The sequence below is a fragment of the Pseudomonas sp. GD04019 genome (assembly GCF_029837695.1).
Taxonomy (GTDB): Bacteria; Pseudomonadota; Gammaproteobacteria; order Pseudomonadales; family Pseudomonadaceae; genus Aquipseudomonas.
In genome coordinates this window covers 361374-379665 of record NZ_JAOEEA010000001.1, presented here as the reverse complement: position 1 = coordinate 379665, position 18292 = coordinate 361374, and the positions used below count along the sequence as shown (strand labels likewise).

16 protein-coding genes and 1 other RNA gene are annotated in these 18292 nt (G+C 65.1%); 15 read left to right on the top strand and 2 right to left on the bottom strand.

Features of this window, described 5'->3' with window-relative positions; translation table 11 throughout:
- The first annotated feature begins 258 nt into the window (after positions 1-258).
- The 5 genes from N7607_RS01770 to moaE all read left to right on the top strand — a co-directional run bounded on the left by N7607_RS01770 (position 259) and on the right by moaE (position 3082).
- The gene (locus N7607_RS01770) at positions 259-1650 is read left to right on the top strand and encodes a PhoH family protein (protein ID WP_279867134.1); all 1392 of its coding nucleotides are present in this window, start codon (positions 259-261) and stop codon (positions 1648-1650) included.
- A 100-nt stretch (positions 1651-1750) separates the two neighbouring features.
- Complete coding sequence (gene moaC, locus N7607_RS01765; RefSeq protein ID WP_279867135.1) at positions 1751-2242, top strand: cyclic pyranopterin monophosphate synthase MoaC; 492 nt, start codon at positions 1751-1753, stop codon at positions 2240-2242.
- Positions 2239-2484: a MoaD/ThiS family protein gene (locus N7607_RS01760; protein ID WP_279867137.1), complete on the top strand. Its 246-nt coding sequence runs from the start codon at positions 2239-2241 to the stop codon at positions 2482-2484. Before moaC ends, N7607_RS01760 begins: the two co-directional genes overlap by 4 nt.
- A gap of 61 nt (positions 2485-2545) precedes the next feature.
- Positions 2546-2621, top strand: a non-coding RNA gene (locus N7607_RS01755) — sX9 sRNA.
- Between the two features lie 5 nt (positions 2622-2626).
- A complete protein-coding gene (moaE, locus tag N7607_RS01750; RefSeq protein ID WP_279867138.1) occupies positions 2627-3082 on the top strand; it encodes a molybdopterin synthase catalytic subunit MoaE in 456 nt (151 codons plus the stop codon).
- Positions 3083-3153: 71 nt separating this feature from the next.
- Here the strand turns inward: moaE and N7607_RS01745 are convergent, their stop codons facing one another.
- On the bottom strand, positions 3154-3834 hold the full coding sequence (locus tag N7607_RS01745) for a helix-turn-helix domain-containing protein (protein WP_279867139.1): 681 nt from the start codon (positions 3832-3834) through the stop codon (positions 3154-3156).
- A 73-nt stretch (positions 3835-3907) separates the two neighbouring features.
- On the opposite strand from N7607_RS01745, the gene N7607_RS01740 reads away from it, so the two are divergent.
- The 4 genes from N7607_RS01740 to N7607_RS01725 all read left to right on the top strand — a co-directional run bounded on the left by N7607_RS01740 (position 3908) and on the right by N7607_RS01725 (position 6852).
- On the top strand, positions 3908-4240 hold the full coding sequence (locus N7607_RS01740; protein ID WP_279867141.1) for an NIPSNAP family protein: 333 nt from the start codon (positions 3908-3910) through the stop codon (positions 4238-4240).
- Positions 4237-4581: an antibiotic biosynthesis monooxygenase gene (locus tag N7607_RS01735; protein WP_279867142.1), complete on the top strand. Its 345-nt coding sequence runs from the start codon at positions 4237-4239 to the stop codon at positions 4579-4581. The genes N7607_RS01740 and N7607_RS01735 overlap by 4 nt, the downstream gene beginning before the upstream one ends.
- A 61-nt stretch (positions 4582-4642) precedes the next feature.
- Positions 4643-5971, top strand: coding sequence for a putrescine-ornithine antiporter (gene potE / locus N7607_RS01730; protein WP_279867144.1), 1329 nt, complete (start codon positions 4643-4645; stop codon positions 5969-5971).
- Positions 5968-6852, top strand: coding sequence for an amino acid ABC transporter substrate-binding protein (locus N7607_RS01725; RefSeq protein WP_279867146.1), 885 nt, complete (start codon positions 5968-5970; stop codon positions 6850-6852). Before potE ends, N7607_RS01725 begins: the two co-directional genes overlap by 4 nt.
- 68 nt (positions 6853-6920) lie before the next feature.
- On the opposite strand, the gene N7607_RS01720 is transcribed toward N7607_RS01725, so the two are convergent.
- Positions 6921-8117, bottom strand: a complete 1197-nt coding sequence (locus N7607_RS01720) for a CaiB/BaiF CoA-transferase family protein (RefSeq protein ID WP_279867147.1) — start codon at positions 8115-8117, stop codon at positions 6921-6923.
- Between the two features lie 267 nt (positions 8118-8384).
- On the opposite strand from N7607_RS01720, the gene N7607_RS01715 reads away from it, so the two are divergent.
- From N7607_RS01715 to N7607_RS01690, 6 genes are all read left to right on the top strand, one after another.
- Positions 8385-9002: a YjfI family protein gene (locus tag N7607_RS01715; RefSeq protein WP_279867149.1), complete on the top strand. Its 618-nt coding sequence runs from the start codon at positions 8385-8387 to the stop codon at positions 9000-9002.
- Between the two features lie 10 nt (positions 9003-9012).
- The gene (locus N7607_RS01710) at positions 9013-9708 is read left to right on the top strand and encodes a PspA/IM30 family protein (RefSeq protein ID WP_279867150.1); all 696 of its coding nucleotides are present in this window, start codon (positions 9013-9015) and stop codon (positions 9706-9708) included.
- 56 nt (positions 9709-9764) lie between these two features.
- Positions 9765-10403 (top strand): OB-fold-containig protein, encoded by a 639-nt coding sequence (locus N7607_RS01705; protein WP_279867152.1) that lies wholly within the window; start codon positions 9765-9767, stop codon positions 10401-10403.
- A gap of 39 nt (positions 10404-10442) precedes the next feature.
- Complete coding sequence (locus tag N7607_RS01700) at positions 10443-12494, top strand: flotillin family protein (RefSeq protein ID WP_279867154.1); 2052 nt, start codon at positions 10443-10445, stop codon at positions 12492-12494.
- 90 nt (positions 12495-12584) lie between these two features.
- A complete protein-coding gene (locus N7607_RS01695; RefSeq protein WP_279867156.1) occupies positions 12585-12824 on the top strand; it encodes a hypothetical protein in 240 nt (79 codons plus the stop codon).
- Positions 12825-13003: 179 nt separating this feature from the next.
- On the top strand, positions 13004-18250 hold the full coding sequence (locus tag N7607_RS01690) for a DNA repair ATPase (protein ID WP_279867158.1): 5247 nt from the start codon (positions 13004-13006) through the stop codon (positions 18248-18250).
- The last annotated feature ends 42 nt before the right edge of the window (positions 18251-18292 follow it).

Below are 18292 nucleotides of genomic sequence, written 5' to 3'. Positions count from 1 at the left end.
ACTTTAACGGCGCACCTGCACCTCGCCAAGCGTTATTCGTCGCGCTGTAAAAAAAGCTTCCGGCCGAAGAAAAAGTTCTTTTTTCTGTCATCCAGATTGGGGTATTAAAAAAGCAGACCGCCGAACCCTGCAGCACAGGTGGCGGCCCTCGGCCATCACCTTTGCTCGCGTATCCCGCTCCGTTCGGGAGGTGGGCGGTCCTCCGCGACGGAGCTGTAGAGGCTCTGTCGTCCAGGCCCCTCGATAAGGTGACCGAGTATGGATGATCACGGACGCACCCGCTCCACCCAGCCCACCCTCTACGTCCTCGACACCAACGTCCTGATCCACGATCCCAACGCGCTGCTGAATTTCCAGGAACACCACGTCGCCATTCCCATGACCGTGCTGGAGGAGTTGGACAAGCTCAAGACCGGCAAGCACACGGTCGCCGCCGAATGCCGCCAGGCCATCCGCCTGATCGACCAGGTACTCGGTGATGCGATTCCCGAGGACGTCGAGAAGGGCGTCCCCATCCAGCGCGGCAAGAGCGGGCCGAAGGGCAGCCTGTCGATCCTCATGAGCAAGCGTGCCGAGCCCATCACCTGGCTGCCGGAAAACCTCAACGACAACAAGATCATCAACCAGCTGGTGGACCTGCGCAGCAGCAACCCGGGCATGCGCGTGGTGCTGGTGACCAAGGACATCAACATGCGCCTGAAGGCGCGTGCCTGTGGCATCTCCGCCGAGGACTACCACACCGACCAGCTGGTCGACGACGTGTCCCTGCTGTCGCGCGGTTACCACAACATGAGCGGCTCGTTCTGGGACCGCGTGAGCAAGGTCGAGACCCGACAGGGCCATGGCCGTACCTGGCACCAGGTGCAGCTCACCGACAACCTGCCGGCCGTGCACGTCAACGAGTTCATCATCGACGAGCAGGGCTTCGTCGGCTGGGTCAAGGGCATCGAGGGCAGCACCCTGATCATCCTCGATCTGCACCAGGAGCCGCTGTTGCATCAGGAAGCCTGGGGCCTCAAACCACGGGACATCTACCAGTCGCTGGCGCTGTTCGCGTTGCTCGATCCGGATATCCACCTGGTCAACCTGTCCGGCGCCGCCGGCTCCGGCAAGACCATCCTGGCGCTGGCCGCGGCCATCGAGCAGACCATGGTCAGCAAGCGCTACCGGCGCATCATCGCCACCCGCAGCGTGCAGGGCCTGGACGAGGACATTGGCTTCCTGCCTGGTACCGAGGCGGAGAAGATGGAGCCCTGGCTCGGCGCCATCACCGACAACCTGGAGGCGCTGCATTCGGACGATGAGAGCACCCACGGCAGCGTCGACTACATCCTGCAGAAGGTGCCGCTGCAGTTCAAATCGCTCAACTACATCCGCGGGCGCAGCTTCCAGCACAGCCTGATCCTGATCGACGAATGCCAGAACCTCACCCCGCACCAGATGAAGACCATCATCACCCGCGCCGGTACGGGCTCCAAGGTGATCTGCCTGGGCAACCTGGCGCAGATCGACACGCCTTACCTGTCCGCCACCAGCTCCGGCCTGACCTACCTCACCGAACGCTTCAAGGACTTCGAGCACGGTGTGCACATCACCCTGCAAGGGGTGCCGCGCTCGGTGCTGGCCGAGTACGCCGAAGCGCACATGTAACCGATGCAGCCGCACGCTCCTCCGACCGGAGGAGCGTCGCGGGCGCGCGCTCCCCGTGGTGGCGGCGTTACAATGGCCGCATCTATCCCGGAGCCAGACTGTGCTGACCCATCTCGATTCCCAAGGCCGCGCCAACATGGTGGACGTCACCGACAAGGCGGTGACCTCCCGCGAGGCCGTGGCCGAAGCCCGTGTACGCATGCTGCCCGCGACCCTGGCGATGATCGCCGACGGCAGCCATCCCAAGGGCGACGTGTTCGCCGTGGCGCGCATCGCCGGCATCCAGGCGGCGAAGAAGACTCACGAGCTGATCCCCCTGTGCCACCCGCTGCTGCTGACCAGCGTCAAGGTCGAACTGGAAGTCGAGGGCATCGACTGCGTGCGCATCCAGGCGCGCTGCAAGCTGGCCGGCCAGACCGGCGTGGAGATGGAGGCACTGACCGCCGCCAGCATCGCCGCGCTGACCATCTACGACATGTGCAAGGCCGTGGACCGCGGCATGAACATTGAAACCGTGCGCCTGCTGGAGAAATCCGGTGGCAAGAGCGGCGATTACCATCTGGACTATCACGAGGCAGGGAGCCTGACATGATTCGCGTACAGTATTTCGCCCGCTACCGAGAGGTACTGGGCATCGATGGCGAGCAACTGCAGCGCGCCGCCCTGGGCAACCTCGAACAGCTGCGCGCCCACCTGCTCAGCCGTGGTGGCGTGTGGCAGGTGCTGGCCGAACAGAACCTGATGTGCGCACGCAATCAGGAACTGTGCGGACTGGAGACCGAGCTGGCCGACGGCGACGAAGTGGCCTTCTTCCCCACCGTTACAGGCGGCTGAAAATTATCCGCAAAGCTACTGCGCGTGTGTGATCTCGGGTTGGGCGGTGCTCGGAATCCTCATGTACTAGTTGTACATTCCGGTTCCTGTGCTCCGTCCGCCCCGAGCTGACACCCGCTCGCTACGCTTTGAGGACAACTTTATGAGCATCCGAATTCAGGTCGAGGCCTTCGATCCGGGCGTCGAGCTCAATGCGCTGCACGCCACCAACCTGGGCATCGGTGCCGTGGCCACCTTCGTCGGCTATGTGCGCGACTACAACGATGGCCAGGATGTGCACGGCATGTTCCTCGAACACTATCCGGGCATGACCGAGAAGGCTCTGGCCGGCATCGTCAGCGAGGCCGAGCAGCGCTGGCCGTTGCTGCGGGTGGAAGTGCTGCACCGGGTCGGTCGGTTGCAGCCGGGCGAGCCCATCGTCTTCGTCGGCACCGCCAGCGCCCATCGCCAGGCGGCGTTCGACGCCTGTAACTTCATCATGGATTACCTGAAGACCCGCGCGCCGTTTTGGAAGAAGGAAGACACGCCGGACGGAGCGCGCTGGGTGGAAGGGCGCTGCAGCGATCAGCAGGCGGCGCAGCGCTGGTCGAAACCCTGAGCAACGTTTAGACGTTTGCTGCTCGGCATGACGAGGTCATGGGGCTGAAGCCAATGCAGGGCTGACATCGCTCAGCCCTGCAGCAGGCGTTCCAACTCGCACTCGCCACGGGCGCTGAACGCGACCACCCGCGAGGCCGGATCGCGTTTGGCCCAGCCCAGCTGCAGCAAACGCTGCAGTAGCTGCGCGCCCAAGGCGCCGCCGAGGTGGTGTCGACGCTCGCTCCAGTCCAGGCAGGGGCGGCAGAGATGACGCCGTCGTCCGGCAGCGGCCTCCACATCGATTTCCAGTGCGCCGAACCAGTTCTTGCCGGCTTCGGTCAGGCGCAGTTCCTCGCCCTGTTCCTCGATACAGCCGCGTTGCAGCAGGGTTTCGTAGGCCTTCACGCCCAGTTCCCCGGCCAGGTGGTCGTAGCACACCCGCGCCTTGCGCAGTGCCGGTTCGCGCGGGCTGGAACGCACGCGCATGGCGCCGGCGCGGAAGGCAACGCCCATCAGAGCTTCGATCAGGCGGGCGACGTCGGCGTCGGCCAGGCGGAAGTAACGGTGGCGCCCCTGGGCCACGCCGGCGATCAACCCGGCGTCGAGCAGCTTGGCCAGGTGCGCGCTCATGGTCGGCTTGCTGACGCCGGCCAGGTTGGCCAGTTCGGTGGCGGTGAGGGCGCGGTCGGCCATCAGCGCGGTGAGCACCTCGGCACGGGCCTGGTCGCCGATCAGCGCGGCGATGCGGGCGATGTTGGGTCCGTCTTTCATGGTTCGATCCTAGTCGAACCATCGGGCAGCGACAAAGCGTTAGCTTGGCCACATCAACCCAGGAGGACGCACCATGCCCATCACCTGCTTCATCCGCTACCAGATCGACCCGTTCCAGCGCGAGGCCTTCCGCGAGTACGCGGAAAACTGGGGGCGCATCATCCCGCGTTGCGGCGGCCATCTGCTTGGCTACTTCCTACCTCATGAGGGCAGTAACGATATCGCCTGGGGCCTGATCGCCTTCCCCAGCCTGGCGGCCTACGAGGCCTATCGCACCCGGCTGAAGAGCGACCCGGAGGGCCGCGCCAACTTCGCCCTGGCCCAGGACAAGCGCTTCATCCTGAGCGAGGAGCGCAGCTTCCTCGAAGTGGTCGAGGGCACCCTGGGTGTGGAGCCGCAGCCGTGATCGCGGTGATCTTCGAGGTGCAGCCGGCTGAGGGGCGGCGCGACACCTATCTGGGCATCGCCGCCGATCTGCGCGAGAAGCTGCAGGCCATCGACGGTTTCCTCTCCATCGAGCGTTTCGAGAGCCTCAGCCAGCCGGGCAAGCTACTGTCGCTGTCGTTCTGGCGCGACGAGGCGGCGGTGCGCCAGTGGCGCAACACCGAGGAACATCGCCAGGCGCAGAGGGCCGGGCGCGACGGAGTGTTCGCCGACTACCGCCTGCGTGTCGCCGAGGTGCTGCGCGACTACGGCCTGCAGGCGCGCGAGCAGGCGCCGGCGGATTCGCGCGAGTTGCACGGCTGACAGGCGCAATCTCCGGGCGGCTCCTAGTATGGAGGGAGCAGCCAAGGGGGAGGGCGCGGGCATGGCGGGGAAGAAGATGGGGCTGACGGGGCTGACCACCCTGGTGGCGGTGAACATGATGGGCTCGGGCATCATCATGCTGCCGTCGAGCATGGCCCAGCTGGGGGCGGTGTCGCTGCTGTCCTGGGCGATCACCGCGATCGGCTCGATGGCCATCGCCTACTGCTTCGCCCAGTGCGGCATCTACTGCACACGGCCTGGCGGCATGTCGGCCTATACCGAGGAGGCTCACGGCAAGTCGGCGTTTTTCCTCTGCTCCTACCTGTACTTCTTGTCGCTGGCCATCGGCAACGTGGCCATCGCCATCTCGGCGGTGGGCTACCTGACGCCGTTCTTCCCCTGGCTGGGCACTGGCGCGATTCCGCTGTTCGTCGGTAGCGTCGGCCTGATCTGGCTGACCTCGCTGGCCAACTTCGGCGGGCCCAAGGTCACCGGGCAGATTGGCTCGGTGACGGTGTGGGGCGTGATCATCCCGGTGGCAGGGCTGTCGGTGATCGGCTGGTTCTGGTTCGATCCGGAGATCTTCCGCCAGGCCTGGAACCCCAATGGCATTGCCACCAGCGACGCCATCGCCCAGAGCATTCCGCTGACCCTGTGGGCTTTCCTCGGCATGGAGTCGGCGGCGCAGAACTCCGATGCGGTGGAAAATCCCCAGCGCAACGTGCCGCTGGCCTGCCTGCTCGGTACTCTGGGCGCGGCGGTGATCTACGTGCTGTCCACCTCTGTGATCATGGGCATAGTGCCGAACGCCGAGCTGGCCAACTCCAGCGCGCCGTTCGCCTTCGTTTACGCGCAGATGTTCAATGGCTGGGTCGGTAACATCATCATGGCTTTGGCAGTGATGGCCTGCGTCGGCTCGCTGCTGGGCTGGCAGTTCACTCTGGCGCAGACCGCCAAGGTCACCGCCGAACAACGCATGTTCCCGCAGTTGTTCGCCCGCGTGACACTGCTCGGCGCGCCGCTGCTCGGCCTGATCGCCAACGCCGTGCTGCAGACCGGCATGGCGGTATCGACCATCTCGCCGAACGCCTCCGAGCAGTTCGGCAAGCTGGTCAACCTGGCGGCGGTGACCAACATCATTCCCTACATCACTGCGCTCTCGGCGCTGCTGATCATCATGCAGAAGGCCGGCGTGGCGCGCGCCATCCAGTACCGCAACATGGTTGCACTGGCGCTGGCCATGGCCTACAGCTTCTACGCCCTGTACGCGTCGGGCACCGAGGCGGTGTTCGGCGGCATGATCGTCACGGCGGTGGGCTACCTGCTGTTCGGCTACATCGCCGACCGCATGCTGGAGCAGCACATGGCGCTGAAGGGAGATGCGCCATGAAACGCGCGACCTGGATGCTGGTAGCGCTGCTGCTGGCGCAACCGCTGGCGGCGCAGACCCTGGAGCGGATTCGCGGCAGCAACAGCCTCAATCTGGGCTATCTGCCTGACCTGGCGCCCTTCTCCTCGCAGCAGGGCGGCGAGCCTGCGGGCTACGCCGTCGACCTCTGCCAGCGAGTGGCCGAGCGGGTCAAGCGCGAGCAGGATCTGGCCGGGCTGCAGGTGCACTATCGAGCCCTGGCGCGCGACCAGGTAGTGGCGGCATTGCAGCGAGGAGAAGTCGACCTGATGTGCAGCGGGTTGGTCGAAACCCTGGCGCGGCGCGAGCAGGTGAGTTTCTCGCTGCCCATCTACCCGGCCGGGCGCGGCGTGATGGTACGCAACGACGTTTCGCCCGCCCTGGTGGCGGCGCTTAATGGCCGTGCCAAGTACAACGGTCCGCAGTGGCGCGCCACCATCAACCGCGGCCTGATCCGCCAGCGCTTTGCCGTCATCGGCGACAGCGTCTCCGAGCACTGGGTGCGCGGCAAGCTGCGCCTGTATGGCGTGCAGGCCAGCGTGGTGCCGGTGGTCGACTACGCCGCGGGGGTCGCTGCGGTGGCGCAGGGCAAGGCCGATGCCTTCTTCGCCGATCGCGTGGTGCTGCAGAATCAGGTGGTGCTCAGCCCGGCGGCGGACGAGCTGCAGGTACTGGATCGGCTGTTCGAGCTGGAACCCCTGGCGCTGGCCATGGCTCGTGGCGACGAGGATTTCCGCCTGCTGGTGGATCGCGAGCTGAGCCTGGTATACCGCAGCGGCGAGATCGAGCCGCTGTACCGTAAGTACTTCGGCGAGCCGAGTGCGCAGGTGCGGCTGTTGTTCCAGACCTACTCGCGGCCCTAGCGGCTCAATGCGTTCTGCTGATCGAATCGGGTGATCAGCACAGTGCCAGGGTGGCTGAGCGCCGCACCTCAGATCGTGCCGCCATCCTTCAGCGCGGCGATCTGTTCGGCGCTATAGCCGAGGCGGCTCAGCACCGCCTGGTTGTGTTCGCCTAGCTGCGGCCCGGTCCACTCCACGCCCCCGGGGGTTTCCGATAGCTTGGGCACGATGCCGGGCATCTTGAATGGCTTGCCGTCCGGAAGCTTGGCCGAGAGGAACATTTCCCGGGCGAGGAACTGCGGGTCCTTGAACATGTCCTCGGCCGAGTAGATGCGGCTGGCCGGCACCTCGGCGCGTACCAGGATGGCCTCCACCTCGCTCAGTGGCAGACTGGCGGCCCAGCGGTCGATCACCCCGTAGAGTTCATCGCGGCGCGCATCGCGGCCGGCGTTGTCGGCGAATGTCGGGTCGTCGGCCAGGTCTGCGCGGTCAATCGCGCGCATAAAGCGCTGGAAGATCGCATCGCCATTGGCGCCAATCTGGATATGTTTGCCGTCGGCGCAGGTGTGGATGGAGGAGGGCGTGATGCCGGGCATGATGTTGCCGGTGCGCTCGCGGATAAAGCCGAACACGTCGAACTCCGGCACCATGCTTTCCATCATGGCGAAGATCGCCTCGTACAGCGCCACGTCCACCACCTGGCCCTGGCCGCCATTGACCTCGCGGTGACGCAGCGCCATCAAGGCGCCGATCACGCCCCATAGCGCGGCGATGGAGTCGCCGATGCTGATGCCGGTGCGCACCGGCGGGCGATCCTCGAAGCCGGTGATGTAGCGTAGCCCGCCCATGGATTCGCCCACCGCGCCGAAGCCCGGCTGATCCTGCATCGGCCCGCTCTGGCCGAAGCCGGACAGGCGCACCATCACCAGCTTGGGGTTCAGTGCGTGCAGCACATCCCAGCCGAGGCCGAGTTTTTCCAGCACGCCGGGGCGGAAGTTCTCGATCAGGATGTCGGCCTCGCTCAACAGCTTCTTCAGCACCTCGCGGCCATCCTCGTGCTTGAGGTTGAGGGTGATCGACTGCTTGTTGCGCGCCTGCACGAACCACCACAGCGACGTGCCCTCGTACAGCTTGCGCCACTTGCGCAGCGGATCGCCGCCATCCGGCGACTCGACCTTGACCACTTCGGCACCAAACTCGGCGCAGATGCGCGAGGCGAAGGGGCCGGCGATCAGGGTGCCGAGCTCGACCACTTTCAGGCCGGCGAGGGGTTTGCTGGGGATCATCGTGACTCCTGTTGGATGCGACCTGGTTGACGCGCCTTGGGCTTTCGTCGGTGGAGTATCTGCGGTTAAATCGCCGGGCGAAAGGATGCGCGCTCCCTATCTGGCCCTGGAAGGCTTTCCCTCCCGTTGCCCATACCCGCAAACCCTTTCCCGTGGCGGCCCTTTTCGGTCTGCTCTCTGCGTGCTCGCGCGCTCGTCATACATGCGTTTGAAAATATTACATGTGAGTAGTTGCTTCATTACATGTGAGTGCCTAATCTCTTGCCCATGGAAAGCAAATCGTCAGCCCATTACCAGCGTCTCTTTCGTCAGCGTCTGCGCGAGCAGGGCTTGATCAAGAAAGAGGTGTGGATACTGCCCGAGCATGCGCAAGCGCTCGCGGCATTCGAGCGGAAACTGCGCCAGCCCCAGGTGGGGCAGGCCTCTATGGAGAAGGAGGGAGGTGCCATGCCTCAGGTTTGGACTGCACAAGGTTTGTTCGATGCGCTGTCCGCGACGGAGTTGTTCAAGGATGGTCGCGCGGCCATCGAGCTGATCCAGGGCGCCGACGCCAGCCTGCACGTGACCATGCGCGAATACGGTGACCTGCCGTTGTTCATCGCTGTGTTCGGCGAGCAGATCATCGTCGAAGCGCTGCTCTGGCCGGCGGCCGACGTGCGCGATGGCGCGGCGTTCAATGAGGAAGTGCTGCGCAGTCACAAGCTCTTCCCGCTGTCCTCGATCGGTCTGGAAACCCTGCCGGACGGGCAGGCCTGCTACACCATGTTCGGTGCCCTGAGCGCGTCCTCGGTGCTCTCCAACGTGGTGCAGGAAATCGAGATGCTGGCGGACAACGTGATTCAGGCCACCGAAGCCTATGAAGGCTTCCTCAAGGCCGGTGCCTAAGGAGATTGCCATGAACGTGTGGAGCAAACTGTTGACCGCCCTGCGTGGCGGCGCCAACGAAGTGGGTGAGGCCATGGTGGATAGCCAGGCCCTGCGTATCCTCGATCAGGAAATCCGCGACGCCGACCTGGAGCTGCGCAAGTCCAAGGAAGCGCTGGCCGAGATCATGGCCAAGCAGAAACTGGCCGCCGATCGCGCCGAGAAGAGCTCGGCCAAGGTCACCGAATACGAGCAGTACGCGCTGAAGGCCCTGGAGGCCGGCAACGAAGCGCTGGCCCAGGAAGTGGCGGTGAAGATCGCCAACCTGGAAGTCGAGCTGAACAGCGAGCGCGAGCAAGCTGACAGCTATGCCGCCAGCGTCGCGCAGCTGCGCAAGGCGGTGACCCAGGCCGAGGCCAATATCAAGCGCCTCAAGCAGCAGGTAGATACGGTCAAGGCCACCGAGAGCGTGCAGAAGGCACAGATGGCCGTGGCCCAGCGCTACGGCGGCTCCCAGGCCAAGCTGCACACTGCTGTGGAATCGCTGGAGCGGATCAAGCAGCAGCAGGCCGAGCGGGCGGCGAAGATGGAAGCGACGGCCGAGCTGGCCGAAGCGGCCAACGTCGACGACTCGCTGGAAGCCAAGCTGCGTGCCGCCGGCATCAAGGCCGACAATGCCAGCGCGGACAGCGTACTGGCGCGCCTCAAGGACAAGGCCAAGTCCTGACCGTCGTGCGTTGCGGCGGAGTTCGCTCCGCCGCCTGATTCAGGGATAGGAACTCGATGGAAAATTTCCTGCACAGCACTTTTGCGTTTCCCACCGTCATCTTCAGCTTCCTGCTGTGCCTGGCGGTGCTCTACTGGTGCGTCGCCGCGCTGGGCATCCTCGAAGTCGATGTGCTCGATATCGAGGCCGACTCCACGCTGGAGTCGGTGCAGCCCGAGGGGCTCGCCGGCCTGCTGCTCAAGCTGGGCCTCAATGGCGTTCCGGTGACGCTGGTGCTGACCCTGCTGTTCTTCTTCGCCTGGATCGCCAGCTATTTCGTCGAGCTGTTGCTGCTGCGTCATCTGCCGCTGGGCATTCTGCGCTACCCGCTGGGTCTGGTGCTGGTGTTCGGTGCGCTGCTGTTGGCCGTGTTGGTAACGGCAGCCCTGTGCCGCCCGCTGCGCCCGTTGTTCCGCAAGTTGGAAGCCACCAGCAGCAAGTCGGTGCTGGGGCAGACCGCCGTGGTGCGCAGTGGCCGGGTCACCCTGAGCCGCGGCGAGGCGGTACTGGAAGACGGTGGCGCGGGCCTGATCCTGCGCGTGCGCGCCGACGAGGCGCGCGGTTTCAAACGTGGCGACCGTGTCGTGTTGCTGGAGTACCTGGAAGGCGAACACGCCTACCGGGTCATTACCGAGGACGAGTTCAAGGGCTTCTGACCCTCGAACTCACCCCAGAATCAAAGGAGATTGATTGCAATGAGCCTCGAATTGGTGATGCCCTTCCTGATCGGCGTCGGTGTCGTATTCCTGCTGATCTTCGGCTTCTTCGTGCTGTTCAAGGCCTTCTATATCAAGGTCCCGCAGGGCACGGCGCTGATCGTCAACGACATGTCTTCCACGCCCAAGGTGCACTTCACCGGCGCCCTGGTGTACCCGGTGATCTACCTCAAGGAGTTCATGCGCATCTCGCTGATCACCCTGGAAGTGGATCGCCGTGGCAAGGACGGCCTGATCTGCAAGGACAACATGCGTGCCGACATCACCGTGGCGTTCTACCTGCGCGTCAACGAGACTCAGGAAGACGTGCTCAAGGTGGCCAAGGCCATCGGCGTGGACCGTGCCTCCGACCGCGCCGCGGTCAACGAGCTGTTCAACGCCAAGTTCTCCGAGGCGCTGAAGACCGTCGGCAAGCAGTTCGACTTCGTCCAGCTGTTCGAGAACCGCCAGGACTTCCGCGACCGCATCGTCGAGACCATCGGCAACGACCTCAACGGCTACGTGCTGGAAGATGTCGCCATCGACTACCTGGAGCAGACCGCCAAGGCCTCGCTGGACCCGAGCAACATCCTCGACGCCGCTGGTATCCGCAAGATCACCGAGCTGACCGCCGCGCAGAACGTCGTCACCAACGAGCTGGAGCGCAACGAGGAGCTGGCGATCAAGAAGAAGAACGTCGAGACCCGCGAGGCGACCCTGGCCCTGGAGCGCCAGCAGGCCGATGCCGAGGCCCGGCAGAAGCGCGAGATCGAGACCATCCGTGCCCGCGAGGAAGCGGAGACCATCAAGGTCAAGGAAGAGGAACGCCTCAAGGCCGAGCAGGCGCGTATCCAGTCGCAGCAGGAAATCGACGTGCGCGCCGAGAACCATCAGCGTGAAGTCGAAGTGGCCCAGCAGAACCGCCAGCGCGCCGTGGTCATTGAGGTGGAGAAAGTCACCCGTGCCAAGGACCTGGAAGTGGTCGCTCGCGAGCGTGAGGTCGAGCTGCAGCGCATCGAGGCCGAGAAGGCTTTGGAAGAGCAGCGCAAGAACATCGCCAACGTGATTCGCGAGCGCGTGGCGGTCGAGAAGACCGTGGCCCAGGAAGAAGAGCGCATCAAGGAAGTGCGTGAAGTGTCCGAGGCCGAACGCGCCAAGCAGGTTATCGTGCTGCAGGCCCAGGCCCAGGCTGAACAGGAGCTGGTGCGCCAGGTCAAGCAGGCCGAGGCCGACGAGACCCGCTCCAAACACAAGGCGGTGGAAATCAACAACCTGGCCCAGGCCGAGCTGGAAGCCGCGGCCAAGCAGGCCGAGGCCAAGAAGCGCATGGCCGAAGGCATTGAGGCCGAGCGCGCCGCGCCTGGCCTGGCCGACGCCCGCGTGCTGGAAGTCACTGCCGCGGCCAAGGAGAAGGACGGTCTGGCCGAGGCGCGCGTGCGTGCCGAGCAATTGATCGCCGAAGCCAAGGGTGAGCAGGAAAAAGGCCTGGCCGAGGCTCGCGTACTGGAAGCCCAGGCCGCCGCGAAGGAGAAGGATGGCCTGGCCGAAGCCAAGGTGCTGGAAGAGAAACTGGGCGCCCAGGCGCGTGGCGAGCAGCAGCTCGGGGCGGCCAAGGCCCAGGCGACCAAGGATCTGGGTACGTCGGAAGCCGACGTGCTGCTGCAGCGCCTGAACGCGGAAGCGGAAGGTCTGGGCAAGAAATTCGGTGCCCTCGACGCCCTCAGCGACAGCGCTCGCCAGCACGAGGAGTTCCGCATGCAGCTGGAGAAGAGCTTCGAGGAGGCCATGGCAGCCATTGCCGCCAACAAGGAGATCGCCAAGGACCAGGCCGAGGTACTCGCCACCGCACTGGCCAAGGCGAAGATCGAGATCGTCGGCGGCGAGGGCGACTTCTTCAACTCCTTCGCCAAGTCGCTCTCGGTGGGCAAGGCCATCGAAGGCGTGGTCGGCAAGAGCCCCGTGGTGCAGGACGTGCTGGCCCGTCTGCTCAACGGCAAGCCGGCCGAGCACAAGCCTGACCTGGCGGTCGTGGCACCGGCTGCCGAGGCCTGATCGAGTAACAACCTGTACGGAGGCGAGATTGGCTCGCCTCCGTCGAAGACACGGGTACCAGCCCAGCCATACCAAACAAGGAGAAGTGTCATGTTGGAACCCAGGGACTATCTGGAAATGTCTTTCCGCTCGATCCAATGCTTCGCCAATGACGGCTGCCTGGACGTGCAGGAGCTCGGTGCGCTGCTGGACATCGCCGAGCGCGACGGCGCAATCGACGACAACGAGATTCGCGTACTGAAGAAGATCATCTCCCAGATCAAACCCGAAGAAATCGATCAGGCCATGCGCGACAAGCTGGCCGAGGTCGCCAAAAAAATCGGTGCCTGAAGCGTCAGTTCCCGAGCTCGGCGCATGTCGTGCCCAGGAAGGTGACAGCGAGTGGCTGATAGGCGGCTGATATTAAGTCGCCCACTCTCTGCCCGATTCGCTCAACCGATTCCGCTCAGCCCGTTAGCTCCACTCCCCGCACCATTGCCCGCAGACAGCGCAGATCCAGGAAGGCCACGATGTCGGACGCACCCGCCGCAACCCAAACACAGGACGTACTGGACAAGGCCGTCGCCGAAGGCGGCGCCTACGAGGTGCTGCACAAGCGCCTGCTGGACCAGGGCCAACGCCTGCGGCAGATCACCGAGAACCTCAACGGCCAGCGCCTGGAGGAGTTCGGCAGCAGCCAGATGGAAGTGGTCGGGCGGGTGCGCATCCGCACCGAGAACAACTGCATCGCCCGCGACATCGTCCAGGTCGGCGACTGCCTGCTGTTCGGCTACAACGTATTCCTCGGCCTGAAGAAGGAAACCGGCGTTGCCGACGTGTTCTCCCTCTACCGCCTGGTGGGCGAGGGCGATGCCTACGAAGCCGAACCGGTGCCGCTGGACGGCACCTTCCTGGCCTCGCCCGGCTTCGTCAACGACTTCAACGAGCTGTACAGCTACTACAAGAATACCCGCCTGCTGCAGTTGGCCATCCGCGACGGCAAGCTGCTGGCGAGCTTCCAGATCGGCGAGTGCATCACCGATATCCGCGTGTTCCGCTGGTCGATCTCCCTCGACGGCAAGGACGTGCGCTACATCGACAACCGCGGCGAGCGCGACATCGCGCTGCCAGCGCCGTTCGACTTCGAGTGGACCAAGGCCACCCGCGAGATGGTGGTGGAAGGCCGCCATCCGCACCTGAACATCCTCGACACCCTGTTCGTCGAGACCATCGGCGGCGACCTCACCATCAAGGTCGAGAACAACACCGAGGACGGCCTGGGCATCTACCGCGAGGAGGTGCTGGACAAGACCCAGTCGCTGGACGATGCCCAGGTCGAGTTCGCCCGCCTCGGCAGCCTGGTGCTGCTCAAGGTGCTGCCGTACCGCGAGGAGCAGTGGCGCTACCTGGTGTACAACGGCCTCACCGGCAAGGTGGAGCGCATCGACGCCATCGGCCAGGCCTGCGTGCAGCTGCCGGAAGACCACGGGATCATCTTCCCTGGCGGCTACTACCTGCAGAACGGCGAGTACAAGACTTTCGAGCAATCGATGGCCGGCATGCGCTTCAAGCGCGCCGTGCGCTCGCCCAACGGCGAGGACGTGCAGTACATCTTCTACCACCCCGAGCAGGGGCGGGCTGTGCTGCTGACCTACAACATGATCAACCGCCAGCTGCAGAACCCGCTGTTCGGCCACGGTTATGCGCGCCTGGAAGACGGGCGCACGGTGATCTTCGCTGCCGAAGGCGAGGAGCCGACCCGCATCCACCCGATGCAGATCTGGCAGACGCCGTTCTGCAGCGACGAATTCGCCGCCCGCCAGCCGGCGCGCAGCGGCTTCCTCGGCAAGATCGGCAATGCCGAGCTGGTACGCGGCGTCTCCGACCTCTACGACCTGTGCCGCGAGATCGATACGCCGGCGGTATCGGTGCAGCGCTACAGCCTGCTGTGCCAGAACACCCGCCGTCTGTTCGACGCCTATCACTGGCTTAGCGGCGAACAACTGGCCGGCCTGGCGCCGCTGCTGCGCGAGATCGCCGCCACTTCCGAGCTAGTGCTGGACGAATACGAGAAGGTCGAGAGCATCCGCAAGCAGTCGGCCCAGGCCATGGCCGATGCCGCGAGCCGCCACAAGACGCTGCTCGATGGCCTGCTACCGGACAGCTGGGACCAGGCGCAGAGCTTCGTCGATGGCCTCAACGGCATCACCGCTCAGCGCGGTCTGCTGCTGACCATTCGCGAATACCGCTACATCGACCTGGTGCGCCTGGATGCAATGGAGGCCGAGCTGCTGGCCGCCCAGGAGCGCACCTCTGCTGCTACCGCCACCTTCCTTGCCGGCGATGCCGCGCTGCAGCCTTTCGTCGTGCGCCTGCAGGGCTTGGATGAGCAGGCGCAGAAGGCTGAGACCGTGGCCCAGCTGGCCGAGCCGCTGGCCGCGCTGCAGACCATGGCCGCCGACCTGGACATGCTGTCCGCTCTGATGGCGTCGCTGAAGATCGACGATGCCACCCAGCGCACCCGCATCGTCGAATCCATCTCCGAGATCTATGCCCGCCTCAACCAGGCCAAGGCCCGCGCCGAGCAACGGCGCAAGGGCCTGGGATCGAGCGAGACGGTGGCGCAGTTCGGTGCCCAGTTCAAACTGTTCAGCCAGGGCATCACCAATGCCCTCGGCCAGGCCCAGGACCCGGAGCGCTGCGACGAGCAGCTGGCCCGCCTGCTGGTGCAGCTGGAGGAACTGGAGAGCCAGTTCGGCGACCACGAGCAGTTCATCGGCGACATCCTGGCCAAGCGCGAGGAGCTGCTGGAGACCTTCGAGGCGCACAAGCAGGCGCTGCTCGACGAGCGCCAGCGCAAGGCGCAGAGCGTGCTGGATGCGGCCAAACGCATCCTCGACAGCCTGTCCCGGCGCACCGCCAAGTTCAGCCAGGCCGAGGAGCTCAACGCCTTCTTCGCCGCCGACCCGCTGATCCTCAAACTCCGCGAGATGACCGGCCGTTTGCGCGAGCTGAAGGACAGCGTCAAGGCCGACGACATCGAGGCGCGCCTCAAGGGTGCCCGCGACCAGGCCGTGCGTGCACTGCGTGACAAGAGCGAGCTGTTCGAGGAAGGCGGCAACGTCATCAAACTCGGCCCGCGCCACCGTTTTAGCGTCAACACCCAGGAGCTGGACCTGACCCTGCTGCCGCGCGGCGATCAGCTGTACCTGCACCTGACCGGCACCGATTTCCTCGAACCGCTGGCCAACGCCGAGCTGGAGGCGCTCAAGCCGTTCTGGCAGGTGCCGTTGGAATCCGAATCCGAACAGCTGTACCGCGCCGAATACCTGGCCGGCGAGGTGCTGGCGGCCGCCGACGAGGGCCGCGAGGGCCTCGGCCTGGAGCGCCTGAAATCCCTGCTGGCGCAACCGGACGAGCTGGCCAAGCTGATCCGCGACTTCGCCGCGCCGCGCTACAAGGAAGGCTACGAGAAGGGCATCCACGACCACGATGCCGCCGCCATCCTCGCCCAGCTGCTGCCGCTGCGTGACAGCGCCGGCCTGCTGCGCTACGGCGCCGAAGCTCGCGCGCTGGCCTGTCTGTTCTGGAACCTGCAACGCGACAACGAAAGCGCCGCGCAATGGCCGGAGCGGGCGCGCACCAGTCGCCACATCATGCAGCTGTTCGGTCGTCGTGAAGGCCTGCAGCAGCTGCAGGACGAGATCGCCGAGGCACTGCAGGCTTTCCTCGCCGAACAGCCCCTATGCCTGGCCGCTACTGTGGTGGGCGAGGCCGCCGAATATCTGGTGCAGGAACTGGCTGCCGAGCGTATCGAGTTCGTCTTCAGCAAGTACGCCAAGCAATTGCAGGAAGGCCTCAAGTTGCGTCTGCAGGGCGCGCGCATGTGGGACGACTACCAGCAAGCCCTGGCACGCCTGCAAGGTCGCCCGGCGGCGCAATGGGCATTGGCCGACAACTGGCTGCGCGGCCTCTGCGCCCAGGACGAGTTCGCGCCGCTGGCCGGCTATGTCGCCGAGGCGGTGGCACTGTCGCTGCTGGTCGATGGCTTCCCCGGTCGCGTCACCGAGGTGGATCTGCGTTTCACCGTCGCCAACCTGATGGGCGAGCATTCGCGTATCCACGAGCGCCAGCTGGTGCTGGCGGTGGACGATCTGTTCGCCCGCCTGCGCAGCCATCGCGAATCCTTCCTGCCCGGCCTGCAGCGCTACCAGGCGCTGCGCCAGGAAGTGATCGGTCGCGAGCGTGCGGCGCTGCGCCTGGCCGAGTTCAAGGCCAAGCCGCTTAGCTCCTTCGTGCGTAACAAGCTGATCAACGATGTGTACCTGGGCTTTATCGGCGACAACCTGGCCAAGCAGATGGGCACCGCCGGCGAGAACAAGCGCACCGACCTGATGGGCCTGCTGATGCTCATCTCGCCGCCCGGCTACGGCAAGACCACGCTGATGGAGTACGTGGCCCATCGCCTCGGCCTGATTTTCATGAAGATCAACGGCCCGGCCCTCGGTCATGAAGTGCGCTCCATCGACCCGGCCCAGGCGCCGGACGCCACGTCGCGCCAGGAGCTGGAGAAGCTCAACCTGGCGCTGGAGATGGGCAACAACGTGATGCTGTATGTCGACGATATCCAGCACACCCATCCGGAATTCCTGCAGAAGTTCATCTCGCTGTGCGACGGCACGCGGCGCATCGAAGGCGTGTGGAAGGGCCAGACCAAGACCTACGACATGCGTGGCAAGAAGTTCTGCGTGATCATGTCCGGCAACCCGTACACCGAGTCCGGCGACGTCTTCAAGATCCCGGACATGCTGGCCAACCGCGCCGACATCTATAACCTCGGCGACACCCTGGGCGGCATGCAGGAGGCCTTCTCCCTCAGCTACATCGAGAACGGCCTGACCTCCAACCCGGTGCTGGCGCCGCTGGCCACCCGCGACATGGCCGACGTCTACCGCTTCGTCGCCAAGGCCGAGGGCAAGCCGTTCTCTGCCAACGAGCTGAGCCACGGCTACAGTGGTGCGGAGATCAACGAGATCGTCAGCACCCTGCAACGCCTGATGCAGGTGCGCGACGTGGTGGGCCGGGTCAACCAGCAGTACATCGCCAGCGCCGCCCAGGCTGACCAGTACCGCACTGAGCCGCCGTTCAAGTTGCAGGGCAGCTACCGCAACATGAACAAGATGACCGAGAAGATCAGCGCGGTGATGAACGACGCCGAGCTGCTGCAGCTGATTGCCGACCATTACCAGGGCGAGTCGCAGCTGCTCACCACCGGCGCCGAGGAGAACCTGCTCAAGCTGGCCGAGCTGCGCGGCAATATGACGGCCGAGCAGAGCGAGCGCTGGGCGCAGATCAAGCGCGACTTCCTGCGCAACAAGGCCATGGGCGGCAGCGACAGCGATGTCGGTTCCCGCGTGGTGGCCCAGCTTAACGATCTGGTCGAGGGCATCCGTGCTCTGGGCGGTGAGCCGCAGAAGCAGCAGGACATTCCCTGGGACGAGCTGCTGGCCGGTCTGCAGCGCCTTGGCAGCCTGCAGCCGCAGGTCGAGGTAGCCGTGCAGGCACCGCCGCAGCCGGGCGTTCAGGTGCTGCTGGAACGGCTGGCCGAGACCTTGCAGAACAGCTTCCTGCCGCTGATGAACGCGATGGACAAGAAGATCGAGATCGATCTGCGCACCCACAATCGCATGGGCGATATGGCCCAGCGCCTGCGTGAGTTGGGCCAGTTCCTCGGTGCGCCGCAGCCGCCCGCCGAGGCGGTGCCGGAGCAGAAGTGACGGCCTGGCTGGCACCGCGCCTGCGGCTGCTCGCCGGCATCG